We start from the raw sequence: 11,473 nt of genomic DNA, 5'->3' as shown, positions 1-11,473 counted from the left end.
GGTGGGGCCCCAGCGGCAGACGGCCCAGGGGGATGTGGCCGTGCTGGAGCGCAGCGCCTGGCTGGCGGCCGCCCAGGCGGCCCTGCGCCGGGCCGCCGCCAGCGACGACCCCGACCAGGCACGCATCCTCTGCTACACCAACCGCTCCCTGGAGCAACTGGTGCCCCTGGCCCGCCGCGCCATCCACGGCGCCATGGCCGATCAGCTGCCGGTGCTGCCCGGCGAGGTGCTGCTCAGCCGCATGGCGGTGATGGCGCCCGCCTGCCGCCAGGGGGCCGAGGGCGGCGAGGAGCCGGACATGGTGCTGGCCTCGAACCGGGAGCTGCTGGTGCGGGATGTGACCCCGGAGCGCTGCGATCTGGCCGAATTCGGCGTCGCTGAGGCGCCTGTGATCGACACCCAGCTGGTGGAGGTGGCCTTCGGCGAGACCCCCCTGAGCCTGCGGCTGCTGCCGCCGGTGGGCACCGCCGCGCGGCAGCAGCTGGAGGCGGTGCTGGCCTCGTTGCGCAGCCAGGCCCGGGAGGCGGGCCAGGACAAGGGCCGCTCCCTCTGGCGTCGTTACTTCCTGGTGCGTGATGCCTTCGCGTCCCTGGGGCCGGCCGCGGTGCTCACCGTGCATCGCTCCCAGGGGAGCGGCTTCGGGGAGGTGTTCATCGCTGCCGATGTCTTCTGGCCCTCCGACCTGCGGCTGCGCCGCCAGCTGGTCTATGTGGCCGTGACCAGGGCCCGGCGCGGGGTGTGGCTGGCCGGTGGTCCCGGCGACGCCACGGATCGCCGTCGCTGGCAGGAGGCCCTGGCCGAGGGGCCGGCGGTCACCTAGGCCAGCTGCAGACCCTCGATGCCCTGCCAGGCCAGGTAGGCGGCCAGGGCCAGGCTGATGCTGCCCATCACCAGCTCACCATTGGCGTAGAGGCTCTGCTTGCCCCGCTGCAGCAGCGGCAGCATCCGCTCGCGGCCCAGGGCCATCCCCAGCACGGGCAGCAGCAGCAGCAGGCTGGCCGCCAGGGTGAAAAAGCCGGCCAGCAGCACCTCCTGACCGCGGCCCAGGCCTGCAGCCAGCAGAGCCGACGCGCCCTTGGCCAGCAGCACCAGGTCGTCGGGGCTGATCAGCTCGATCGCCACACTCACGCCGATCAGCAGGGGCAGGGGCAGGGTGCAGAAGCGATCCAGCTGGCGAATCCAGCCGGCGGGTTCCTCGCCTCCGGCCTTGGTGGGCAGCAGATCCCTGATCCCCAGGGCCAGCAGAGCCCCGGCGCCGATCAGATCCAGGCCGGTGCGGTGGTCGCTGCCCTGCTCCATGGTCAGCAGCAGACCATGGCCCACGGTCAGCAGCAGGGTGATCACTGTGGCGATGGTCAGGATCCAGCTCAGCAGGAACAGCCCGCCCCGGCGCAGGGGGTCGGGCCCCAGCAGCAGCAGCAGCAGCAGGCCAATGTGGATCGGGCTGAGGCTGATGCCGCTGCCGTAGGCGAGCAGCTCGGCCCAGAGCGTGGCATCGGTCATGGGGCGGGGGCGCTGCAGGAAACGTTCCAGCGCAGGATGACGGGTTCCTCCCACTCCCGGCCGAGCACGCTCAAGGATCGGGCCGTGGCGCCATGGCGCAGCAGCCACAGTTCAGCGCTGGCTGGCGACTCGATGTTCAGTGGCGCACCTCAAACCAGTCTTGACCGGCCAGCGGAATCACGCTCGCGTTGACGCTGCTCACCTGGGCGGCGGCGGGGCCGGATTCACACCAGATCCTCAGCTGCTCCAGCACCTGGCTGCACCCTTCCGCCTCCAGTTCCACCCGGCCGTCGGGGCGGTTCCTGACCCAGCCCCCCAGGCCAAGGGCCTGGGCCCGTTGACAGCAGGCCTGGCGGTAGCCCACCCCCTGGACCCGGCCACTCACGATCAGGCGCCAACGCTCCACGGAGGCGTTGCCCCCCCGTTGCCCCCGGCTGCCGTCGCCAGCGCTAGGGGACTCGCCCGGGCGGCCGCGTCGCGCAGCCGCCGGCAGATCGCCGAACATCCAGCCCAGTGGAGGTGGAGCCAGCTGGCGTGAAGCGTCGGTGTCGTCCATCCTTCCTGCCGCGGTGCCCAACCCCAGCCTTCAAGCTGCCACAGCCGTTCGCTGCCGTCCACCACGGCGTCGATCAGCTCCCAGCGATGAAACTCATGGCCGCTCAGCGGCTCACCCCGGCGGGTCACCAGGCCGTCGCCCAGGGGGGTGGCCTGGCGGTAGCCCAGTTGCAGGGAGCCGCGTCGGGCGCTGAACGGCAGCAGGCCGGCCATGGCATGGGCTTCACCCTGGGGGTCCTCCAGCTGCTGGCCCAGCAGCAGCAGGCCGCCGCACTCGGCATAGATGGGCAGGCCGGCGGCGGCGGCGCGCCTGAGCTCCCCCTGGCTGCGCTGGCTGGCGGCCAGCTCGGCGGCGTGCAGCTCCGGGTAGCCCCCCGGCAGAATCACCCCGCGGCAACCCCGGGGGAGGGGTTGATCCGCCAGGGGCTGCCAGGGAACGGGAGTCACCCCCAGGGCCGTGAGCAGCTCCGTGGCTTCCGGATAGCGGAAGTGAAAGGCGGCGTCGCTGGCGATTGCCACCGGCAGCTCTGCGCCGCTCTTGACGTCCACGGCTGACGGTGCCGCCGCGGAGCGCTCCAGGCACCAGCGGATGGGATCGCGGGCGCTGCCCTCGCCGCTGCTCAGGGCTGGCGGCGGCGCCAGCAGGGGCAGCAGCCGCTCCAGGTCCAGATGGCGCTCCGCCAGGGCCGCCCACTCGCCGCTTCTGGCCTGGAAGTCCTGCAGTTCATCGGGAGGCAGCAGCCCCAGATGGCGCGAGGGCAGGCTCAGGTCGGGGTGGCGGGGCAGGGCCCCCAGCAGGGGCATGGCGATCGAGGCGAGGGCCTCGCTGAGCAGGGCCCGATGGCGCTCGGTGCTCACGCCGTTGAGCACCACTCCGGCCAGCTCCAGCCCCGGCTGGTGATCGCGGAAGCCCCGCACCAGGGCGGCCAGGGAGCCCGTCTGGCGGCTGGCTTCCACCACCAGCACCACCGGCAGCCCCAGCAGGCTGGCCACCTCGGCGGAACTGCCCTCGGCGCTGGGTCCGCGGCCGTCAAAGAGACCCATCACCCCCTCCACCAGGCAGTGGTCGGCCTGATGGCCCCACCAGTGGAAGGCCCGCTCCAGCCACTCCTGCCCGCAGAGCAGGCGGTCGAGGTTGCGGCAGGGACGGCCGCTCACCCGCCCCAGCAGCTGGGGGTCGAGGTAGTCGGGCCCCACCTTGAAGACCTGAACACTGGCCCCGCCTCGGCGCAGCAGGGCGCTGAGGGAAAGGCTCAGAAGAGTCTTGCCGCTGCCGCTGCAGGGGGCGGCGATCAGGCAGGCCATGGCATCGAGGCCCCAGGCCGTCAGGCGTTGGGCAGCAGTTTGGCAGCCAGGGGCGCGGCGGTGGCCAGCAGGGGATTGGTGGAATCGTGACCACCGCCCAGCAGCCGGGCCATCTCCCATTCATCGGTGGCGTGGCCCATGGGCACCACTTCTTCGGCCAGCTCCATGCGGGCCATGCCGCCGGCCTCCAGGCGCATGCAACCGCCCGATTCCGAGCAGAGGATCACGCAGAGGGCCTGACGGCCGGGCGGTTTGCAGATCAGGCGCAGCCCGACGACGCTGCCCGGATGGCTGCTGGGCACACCCACCGGCACGGGGGTGAGATGGAACTGAACGGTGACCCCATCGGTGCGTTCGAATTCGGCACGGATCTCATCGCCCGGGGCCGCATGGCTCTCCACCCAGTGCCAGCCAAGGCGGTCCGCCATCCAGGCAGCCAGCAACAACCCCTGCACCGGATGGGTGCCTTCCACGTCGATGTCGAGCTGCACCACGTGGTTGAGGGCATCGCGGCGGCTGGGGGGATCGAAGACCATGGCCAGCGATTCGCGCCAGGCCCGCTGCCGGAGCCAGTTGAGGTCGTTCACGGGCCCACCGCTGGCCACACGGCTCTCCAGCAGATCGAGGCAACGGCGCGGGGTGCCCATGGCCGTGTCGATCACCAGGCGGCGGCCCGGTTCGGCGAGGGCCTCCAGCAGTTCCGGTGCCTCATCGAGCGAACCGTTCCACCACACCCAGCAGGGCAGATCAGCGGGAACGAGCGGCTGCAGCAACTGCAGACCCTGCTGCAGCGCGCCGAAATCACCCCGCAGCACCACCACATCGCCGCAGGCCGCGGCCGTGCCCTCTCCCGGCAGCGGGCAGTAGGCCGCCACCAGGGTTTCCAGGGGCTGGCCGTGGTTGAGGGTGGGTGCCAGAGTGATCAGTCGCCGGGGCTGGAAGGCGCTGATCGCGGAGTCGATGTGCTGGCCGCGCAGATCTTCGATCGGGTGGTTGCCGATCTGCTGACCCAGGGCCCAGGCCAGCTTGGGCGAGAGGGGGGAGATGCTCAGGGGCAGGTCGCAGGCAGGCACGGCTTCGCGCGCGGCCTCGAGCAATTCGCTGCGCACCACGCCGGTGACAGGACCATCCAGACGCCCGGTGCGCACCAGATGCTGCTCCACCCAGGCCGGCTGCCACACCAGCAGGGTGAAGGTGGAAGCCCCGCTGGACGACTCCAGATCGTGACTCCAGAGCTTGTCGAGGTAGTCGGTGAGCTCAGGGGGTGGCAGGGCCACGGGAGCCTGAAGCGTGAGCTGGGGGGACATGGGCTTGGCTCGTCAGGGGAGGGGTGCTTGCGGTGCTGCTCGCGTCAGGGGCGACGCCACATCAGGCCATCGCGGCCCAGCATGCTGTCGGAGGCGGCGGGGCCCCAGGTGCGGGCTTCGTAGGGGTGGACGGGCAGCTGCCAGGGACTGTCCTCGATCAGCTCCAGCAGGGGGGTGTACATCCGCCAGGCGGCCTCCACCTCGTCGCCGCGGGTGAACAGGGTGGGATCCCCCAGCATGGCGTCGGCGAGCAGGCGAACGTAGCCCTCATCGGAGGGTTCACCGAAGGATTCGTCGTAGGAGAAGTGCATGTCCACCGGACGGCTGCGCATGCCCGAGCCGGGGGATTTCACTTCGAAGCGGAACCCGGCCCCCTCGTCGGGCTGGATGCGCAGGATCAGCTGGTTGGCGGTGGGGCTGCCGCCGGCGGCGTCGAACAGGTGCACCGGGGCCTCGCGGAAGGTGAGCACCACTTCACTCATGCGCTTGGGCAGACGCTTGCCGGTGCGCAGGTAGAAGGGCACCCCCTGCCAGCGCCAGTTGTCGATGAACAGCTTCATCGCCACATAGGTTTCGGTGGTGCTGTTCGGGTTCACCCCCGGTTCCTGGCGGTAGCCGGCCAGGGGGCGCTCGGCGCTGCCGCCAGGGCTGTACTGGCCGCGCACGCAGCAGTTCCAGGGTTCGAGCTCATCGGCCAGCCGGGCCGATTGCAGCACCTTGGCCTTTTCGTTGCGGATGGCCTCCGGATCAAAGCGCCCCGGGGCCTCCATCGTGGTGAGCGCCAGCATCTGGGTCAGGTGGTTCTGCACCATGTCCCGCAGGGCGCCGGAGCTTTCGTAGTAGCCCGCTCGCTCCTCCACACCCACGGTCTCAGCGGCGGTGATCTCGACGCTGGCGATGTAGTTCCGGTTCCAGATCGGCTCGAAAATCGTGTTGGCAAAGCGCAGAACCAGGATGTTCTGGACCGTTTCCTTGCCGAGGTAGTGGTCGATGCGGAAGACCTGGCTCTCCTTGGCGCTGGCCTGGACGATCCGGTTGAGCTCCTGGGCGCTGCCGTAGTCGCGGCCGAAGGGCTTCTCGATCACCACCCGGCTGCGCTCGGGATCGCTGAGCAGCCCGGCCGCGGCCAGGGCGCTGCAACCGCTGCCGTAGAACTTCGGCGACACCGAGAGGTAGAAGGTGCGGTTGCTGCGGGTGGCGCGCTGGCGGTCGATCACCTCCAGCCGCTGGGCCAGCCGCACCAGGTGCTCGGGTTGCTGCAGGTCCACCGGCTCGTAGAAGAGGCCGGCGGCGAACTGGTCCCAGGCACCGCGGTGCTCATGAACCAGATCGCCGAGAGCTTCGGCCATGTGGCCGCGGAAGTCCTCGTCGCTCCAGGGGCGCCGGGCGCAGCCCAGCACGGCGAATTCGGTGGGTAGCCGCCGCTGGCGGAACAGCTCGAACAGGGCGGGTACGAGCTTGCGGTGGGTGAGATCGCCACTGGCGCCAAAAATCACCAGGCACTGGGGCGACACCACACGCTCCTGGCGAAGCCCGACCCTCAGTGGATTGGTGAGCGTGACGGTCATGGAGGTGCGGCTGGTGACACTGGTTTACCCACGAAAGCGGGGAACACCCAGCAAAGGGCAGGGGCGGTTCCCCTCTGTGCTGATTTCGGCAAAAAAAAAGCCCGCCACAGAGGCGGGCTGAAGCTGGATCGAGCAGGAAGCCGCTGGGGAGCGACCTGCCCGGAAGGCGCCGATTCAATAGGTCTCGACGTGCCAGCGATCGGCTTTTTTGAGCTGGGGGCGCAGTTCCGACCAGTTGAGGCCCTTGGCTTCAGCGGCCTTGCTCATGGCTTCATCGATGCCGGGCTCCATGCCCCGCAGACCGCACATGTAGACGTGAGTCTTGGGATCTTCGATCATGGTGAAGATCTCTTCACCGTGCTCAGCCACACGGTCCTGGATGTACATCCGGCCGCCGCTGGGATTCTGCTGCTCACGACTGATCGCTTTGGTGTAGCGGAAGTTGTCGGGGAACTCAGCCTGATAGGCCTGAAGATCCTCTTCGTAGAGCAGGTTCGGGGTGGTGGGAACGCCCATGATCAGCCACGCCTTGCCACGGAACTGATAGGCGGGGTTCTTGGCCCGCTCGCCGGCGTCGAACATGCGGCGCAGGTAGGCCCGCATCGGCGCAATGCCGGTGCCGGTGGCCAGCATGATCACATTGGCGTCTTCATCGGGCGGGAGCAGCATTTCCTTGCCCACCGGTCCGGTGATCTTCACCTTGGCTCCGGGTTCGATGTCGCAGAGAAAGCTGGAGCAGACGCCGTAGATCGTTTCACCGTCCTTTTCGTACTGCAGCTGGCGGACGCAAAGGGAAACGGTCTTGGCTTCGAGGTTGTCGCCGTGGCGGGTGCTGGCGATCGAATAGAGGCGCAACTTGTTGGGCTTGCCGTTGCTGTCGACACCATCGGGAATGATGCCGATGCTCTGGCCCTCCACGTAGTGGAGGTTGCCCTCGGAGAGATCAAAGGTGATGTGATTGACCCGGCCGATCGCCCCTTCGGCCAGCAGGGAATAGTTTCCGAGCACGGTGCCGAAGTAGGGATCCTTTGGCTTGTAGAGGTTGACGGGGGGTGCTTCGTGCTTGACGGGGGTGGTCACGGGAGCTGGGGCGGCGTTGGCAGCGGATGGGGCGGGCGCGGGAGAGGCCGAGACCTGGTCAGTGGGGGTGACCGAGAGCAGACGTCCGCCCTGCTGATTGATCATGCGCAGGGTGGTCTGCATTTGGGAGAGAGGGATGCTGAAGCAACGCTCCGCCGTGCGCGTTCCAGCCGCTTTGAGGCCCTGCACCACAAGGGTGAACATCCGGGCATCGGACTGACGAAGCGCTGCGGTCGAGATGCGCATGAACCCTCAAACTCCGGAAAACCGGCCTGATCATAGGCAACGCCTACGGTCTGGGCCCGCTGGAGCGTGGGCCTTTCCGCACTGGGAACCGTCCGATGCGGTTAGGTTTGGCTTCGGCTGGATCGATCCGGCTTGCCCCGAATCACTCGTGTCCCCCCATTGGCGCAGCTTTCGGTTCTGACAACCCCCGCCATCCAGGGCCTTCCCAGCGGCCAGGACACCTGTTCACTGGACACGATCCAGCAGGACATGGAGCGTCTGCCCCAGGGCGCGCGGCGCCTGGCGGTTCAGTTGCGCCTGGAGCTTCCCCCCCAGCAGATCTGGACTGTTCTCACCGATTACGAGAACCTCAGCCGCTTCATCCCCAACCTCTCCACCTCCCGTCTGCTCTGGCGCCGGGGCAACATCGTGGGCCTGGAGCAGGTGGGCTGTCAGCAGTTCTGCGGCCTGCGCTTCAGTGCCCGCGTCGAGCTGGAGCTGCGTGAGCACCATGACGATGGCCTGCTCAGTTTCAGCATGCGCCAGGGAGATTTCCGTCGTTTTGAGGGGGCCTGGCAGGTCTGGGGTGAACCCACTGGTTCGCGCCTGCTCTACGAACTCACCGTTCAGGGACGTCAGGGCATGCCGATCGGGCTGATCGAGCAGCGCCTGCGCGAGGACCTAGCCGCCAATCTGCGCGCCGTACAGCGGGAAGCTCTGCGCCGCTCCAGTCTGGCCTGACTGATTGCCCACTGGCTCAGGATTAACCTCACCAGCCCTTTTGATCCGAGCCTGCTGCTGATCAAAGGCCACAATCTTGCGATCCCATGGACTGATTCAGTCCGTGGCCAATGAAAGCTGAACGTGATACCCCCAAGGGGATTCGAACCCCTGTCGCCTCCGTGAAAGGGAGGTGTCCTAGGCCTCTAGACGATGGGGGCGAGGCCACGGAGCAAGAGCGTTTTCAGGCGCCGTCTCCGTTGTGTGGACGCTACGGGTCGGAGTGTCCCTTCGTCAAGGAGAGACGACCTGGCTGGGAGCGCTCTGCCCTGACCACACCGGGACGGTGAAGTGGAAGCAGGCTCCCTCTCCGGGTTCGGAGACCACCCAGATCCGCCCGCCATGCACTTCAACGATGCGACGGCAGACCGAGAGGCCCACGCCGAAGCCGGAGGTGGTGCTGGAGGTCTGGGGGAGTCGGACCCGCTCCAGGAAGATCCGCTCCTGCTCGCCCCTGGGAATTCCTGGGCCGGTATCGCAGATACTCACCCGCACCCATTGGCTGGTGCGATGCAGCAGTGAAAGGGTCACTTCGCCCTCATCCGGGGTGTATTTCAGTGCGTTTTCCAGCAGGTTCAGCAGCACCTGGCGCATGCGCCGCTGGTCGGCGAAGACATCAGGCAGATCGGCGGGGATGTCGGTGATCAGCTGGAGGGTCCGTCCCACCCACAGCTTTTCCAGCTCCAGGATGGCTTCGGCGGCCACCGGAGCCAGGTCGAGCCGCTGGGGGTTGAACAGGGCCTCCCAGCGGGTGGTGCCCACCTCCAGCAGATCCTTGGAGAGGTGCTCGATGTCATCGAGGCGGCGGTCGAGCACATCCCGGCAGCGGGTGTTGTTGATGTGGCCGAGCTGGAGGCTCTGCAGGGCCAGTTTCGCGGCGGTGAGAGGAGTGCGCAGCTCGTGGGCCACCATGCGCAGCAGCCTCTCTTGAACCCGCAGGCGCTCGATCAGGGTTTCGTTCTCCTGGCGCAGCACCAGCACCTGATCCTCCAGTTGCAGCTCCCGCTGGGAGCGGCTGCCATCCATTTCGGCCGGCCGCAGGCTCATGCCCAGATCGCTGACCATCTCCAGCTGCTGCCAGCGCGGCAGCCAGCCCTTCAGCTGCTCCAGCACCGCATTCCCCGCCAGCACCTGGCGGGGGGGTGGCTCCAGCTTCACCAGGGCGGGGGTGGCCACCAGGCGATGCAGCTCCAGCAGCTCAGGGCGCAGGGCCGGGTCGGCCAGCTCGAGCGCCACCTCAAAGCCGCAGTCGCCAGTTTCGAGATAGTGCAGCACTCCGCCCAGATCGGCGGAAGCCAGATGGTGCGGGGCTGCCACCAGCAGCAGTTTCAGGGGGCGTCGCCTGGCGGGTGGATTGCCCTTGCTGTTGCCGGGGTCGGCTTTCACCGCTTCGGGCACCGTGATGGCTGGCGAAATCGTGGTGCTCACCCTATGGCGCCCATCGCTGGGCCGGGAGATGGCTATGACAAGGCTGTTGCTCGACCTTCCGCAGATCCCCCTCCCCATGACTCCATCCACCGAGCGGGTGCCGCTGGACCCGTCCGGACCGTCGCGGCGGGACCCCCAGGGAAGCCGCATCCAGCTGGACAGCAACCTGCGCCGCTGGTTCTCGCGCAACCTCGGCCTCTGGCGCTCCCGCCGTCTCTATTTCTTCCGGGGCGAGGAGGAGGCCCTGCGCCTCGACCTGCTGCTGCGGATCGAAACCTATGAGCGGCCAGTGGAGGGGGAGGCGGCCTACCGCTTCAGCTGGACACCGGAGCGGGATTATGGCTTCTATGGGCGCAAACCCCAGTACCAGAGCGAGGGCCGACTTGATGCCTACCTCTGCGGTCATCAGTTGCGCCGCAGCCAGGGATACCTCGTGGAGCAGCCGATGCGCTCCCAGATCCGCCAGGTGGATGAGCACCAGCTGATCTTCGAGTCGCAGCATCAGCACTGGGACATTCAGCAGCACGTCCGCCTGATTGATCAGGACCGCATCCGGGCCTGCTCGATCTTCTCCTGGCGTGACGGTGAACTTGATATCAGTGAGACGCACCATGAGATCCGCCTGGAGGGGCCGGGGGATCCGCTGCCTGCGGATTGAAGTTCGTGCCCCGGTGCATCAGCATGGGGTCTGATGAACATGCTCTCCTTGCGCCTCACGCACCGCTTCCGCCGGTTCCTGTTGCTGGCTGCTCTGATCATTCCCGCCGTTGCCGGAGCCACGCCCGCCCAGGCGGCACCCGCCAGTGAAAGCGAGATGTCGCTGTACACCAGGATTGCCGCCGTCAATGTCTGCATTGCCCGGGGCGCCGGCGTTGAGTTCGACAAGGCCGCGGGCATCGCCGGCGAAACCATTGCCCAACTGATCCAGGGTCAGCACGACGGCCTGATCAAGCAGGTGGGTGCCAAGGCCCTCACGATTGAAGAGCTGCGCCGTGGTTCGGTGAATTCCGCGGTGATCGGTGCCGTCGAGCTCTGTCCCAAGGAGGTGCCGGCCGCGGTGGTCAAGCAGGTCACTGACGCCCTCAAGCAGCAGGGCGGTCGCTAGGTCCACGGGCGGCTGGTCTGCGGCGGACGCATCCGGACACAGTCGGCCCCATTCCCAGTTGCAGTTCAGGCGGTCCTGGCGGCTTTGCTGATGGCATCCCTTCGGGGCTGTCCTCCAGCTTGATCGCCATGACCGTCTCCACTCGCCGGCTCCCCCTGCTGCTCGCTGCCGGGGTCTGCGGCCTCACCGTCCTGCTGCCCTCCCTGGTGCTGCCCTCCGCCGCCTCCGCTCAAGACTTTTCCCGGGGGTATCAGGGCTATCAGCGCAACCAGGGGTACCGGATTCCCATCGATCGTTTTCCTGTGTCCCGCAACGGCGCTTCCGCTGTGACTCCAGTCCGCAACTGGCCGCCTGCTCCCTACCAGGACTACAACAGTCAGCTGCCCACTGGCGGCGACCGCTTCGGCCAGCCGGTGCCCAGCACCTGGGAGGAAGCCCAGATGCTGCAGCAGCGCTGCTCGATCGGCCGACTGGTGGGTGGGGTGCTCGGCGGTGGCCTCGGCTATGCCGCCTCCCGGGATAGCGGCCGCACCTGGGCGGTGCCCCTCGGTGCCCTGCTGGGATCGCAGGTGGGCTGCAACACCGGCCAGGGCCGGGGGCCACTGCCCTGGTGAGCG

11 protein-coding genes, 1 tRNA gene and 1 pseudogene are annotated in these 11,473 nt (G+C 68.1%); 5 read left to right on the top strand and 8 right to left on the bottom strand.

Going from position 1 to position 11,473, the window contains the following annotated elements; all coding sequences use genetic code 11:
* Nucleotides 1-820: ATP-binding domain-containing protein (locus KQ304_RS05860; protein WP_259736176.1), on the top strand; the 820-nt coding region annotated here is incomplete at its 5' end.
* On the opposite strand, the gene KQ304_RS05855 is transcribed toward KQ304_RS05860, so the two are convergent.
* The 6 genes from KQ304_RS05855 to KQ304_RS05830 form a co-directional block, all read right to left on the bottom strand.
* On the bottom strand, nucleotides 817-1,503 hold the full coding sequence (locus KQ304_RS05855; RefSeq protein ID WP_259736175.1) for a GAP family protein: 687 nt from the start codon (nucleotides 1,501-1,503) through the stop codon (nucleotides 817-819). The genes KQ304_RS05860 and KQ304_RS05855 overlap by 4 nt on opposite strands.
* A gap of 136 nt (nucleotides 1,504-1,639) precedes the next feature.
* Complete coding sequence (locus KQ304_RS05850) at nucleotides 1,640-1,909, bottom strand: acylphosphatase (protein ID WP_259736174.1); 270 nt, start codon at nucleotides 1,907-1,909, stop codon at nucleotides 1,640-1,642.
* Nucleotides 1,891-3,363, bottom strand: a complete 1,473-nt coding sequence (locus KQ304_RS05845; RefSeq protein WP_259736173.1) for a cobyrinate a,c-diamide synthase — start codon at nucleotides 3,361-3,363, stop codon at nucleotides 1,891-1,893. The genes KQ304_RS05850 and KQ304_RS05845 overlap by 19 nt, the downstream gene beginning before the upstream one ends.
* 20 nt (nucleotides 3,364-3,383) lie before the next feature.
* Nucleotides 3,384-4,670 carry a glucose-6-phosphate dehydrogenase assembly protein OpcA gene (locus KQ304_RS05840; protein ID WP_259736172.1) on the bottom strand — a complete coding sequence of 429 codons (1,287 nt, stop codon included), beginning with the start codon at nucleotides 4,668-4,670 and terminating at the stop codon, nucleotides 3,384-3,386.
* Nucleotides 4,671-4,714: 44 nt separating this feature from the next.
* Complete coding sequence (zwf, locus tag KQ304_RS05835) at nucleotides 4,715-6,238, bottom strand: glucose-6-phosphate dehydrogenase (protein WP_259736171.1); 1,524 nt, start codon at nucleotides 6,236-6,238, stop codon at nucleotides 4,715-4,717.
* Between the two features lie 174 nt (nucleotides 6,239-6,412).
* Nucleotides 6,413-7,564: a phycobilisome linker polypeptide gene (locus tag KQ304_RS05830; protein WP_259736170.1), complete on the bottom strand. Its 1,152-nt coding sequence runs from the start codon at nucleotides 7,562-7,564 to the stop codon at nucleotides 6,413-6,415.
* 249 nt (nucleotides 7,565-7,813) lie between these two features.
* Here KQ304_RS05830 and KQ304_RS05825 point away from each other — a divergent pair, with 249 nt between their 5' ends.
* A complete protein-coding gene (locus KQ304_RS05825; RefSeq protein WP_259736169.1) occupies nucleotides 7,814-8,284 on the top strand; it encodes an SRPBCC family protein in 471 nt (156 codons plus the stop codon).
* A 127-nt stretch (nucleotides 8,285-8,411) separates the two neighbouring features.
* On the opposite strand, the gene KQ304_RS05820 is transcribed toward KQ304_RS05825, so the two are convergent.
* Both KQ304_RS05820 and KQ304_RS05815 read right to left on the bottom strand, forming a co-directional pair.
* Nucleotides 8,412-8,484, bottom strand: a tRNA-Glu gene (locus KQ304_RS05820).
* A gap of 50 nt (nucleotides 8,485-8,534) precedes the next feature.
* Nucleotides 8,535-9,709 (bottom strand): annotated as a pseudogene (locus KQ304_RS05815) (histidine kinase).
* A gap of 118 nt (nucleotides 9,710-9,827) precedes the next feature.
* On the opposite strand from KQ304_RS05815, the gene KQ304_RS05810 reads away from it, so the two are divergent.
* From KQ304_RS05810 to KQ304_RS05800, 3 genes are all read left to right on the top strand, one after another.
* Entirely contained in the window at nucleotides 9,828-10,409 is a 582-nt protein-coding gene (locus KQ304_RS05810; RefSeq protein WP_259736167.1) for a hypothetical protein, read from the top strand.
* A 33-nt stretch (nucleotides 10,410-10,442) separates the two neighbouring features.
* Nucleotides 10,443-10,856 (top strand): cAMP phosphodiesterase, encoded by a 414-nt coding sequence (locus tag KQ304_RS05805; RefSeq protein WP_259736166.1) that lies wholly within the window; start codon nucleotides 10,443-10,445, stop codon nucleotides 10,854-10,856.
* Nucleotides 10,857-10,984: 128 nt separating this feature from the next.
* The gene (locus tag KQ304_RS05800) at nucleotides 10,985-11,470 is read left to right on the top strand and encodes a hypothetical protein (RefSeq protein WP_259736165.1); all 486 of its coding nucleotides are present in this window, start codon (nucleotides 10,985-10,987) and stop codon (nucleotides 11,468-11,470) included.
* Nucleotides 11,471-11,473 lie beyond the last annotated feature (3 nt).

The organism is Synechococcus sp. CS-1329 (assembly GCF_025128055.1).
In the GTDB taxonomy this organism is placed as follows: Bacteria; Cyanobacteriota; Cyanobacteriia; order PCC-6307; family Cyanobiaceae; genus Regnicoccus_A.
Note: the sequence above shows the minus strand (reverse complement) of the source record. Positions and strands in the feature narration are given on the sequence as shown.

Bases quoted from the DNA above. Each gene is read 5' to 3' on its own strand.
- KQ304_RS05855 (WP_259736175.1), bottom strand. From the start codon at position 1,503: ATGACCGATGCCACGCTCTGGGCCGAGCTGCTCGCCTACGGCAGCGGC.
- KQ304_RS05845 (WP_259736173.1), bottom strand. From the start codon at position 3,363: ATGGCCTGCCTGATCGCCGCCCCCTGCAGCGGCAGCGGCAAGACTCTT.
- KQ304_RS05840 (WP_259736172.1), bottom strand. From the start codon at position 4,670: ATGTCCCCCCAGCTCACGCTTCAGGCTCCCGTGGCCCTGCCACCCCCT.
- zwf (WP_259736171.1), bottom strand. From the start codon at position 6,238: ATGACCGTCACGCTCACCAATCCACTGAGGGTCGGGCTTCGCCAGGAG.
- KQ304_RS05830 (WP_259736170.1), bottom strand. From the start codon at position 7,564: ATGCGCATCTCGACCGCAGCGCTTCGTCAGTCCGATGCCCGGATGTTC.
- KQ304_RS05825 (WP_259736169.1), top strand. From the start codon at position 7,814: ATGGAGCGTCTGCCCCAGGGCGCGCGGCGCCTGGCGGTTCAGTTGCGC.
- KQ304_RS05810 (WP_259736167.1), top strand. From the start codon at position 9,828: ATGACTCCATCCACCGAGCGGGTGCCGCTGGACCCGTCCGGACCGTCG.
- KQ304_RS05805 (WP_259736166.1), top strand. From the start codon at position 10,443: ATGAACATGCTCTCCTTGCGCCTCACGCACCGCTTCCGCCGGTTCCTG.
- KQ304_RS05800 (WP_259736165.1), top strand. From the start codon at position 10,985: ATGACCGTCTCCACTCGCCGGCTCCCCCTGCTGCTCGCTGCCGGGGTC.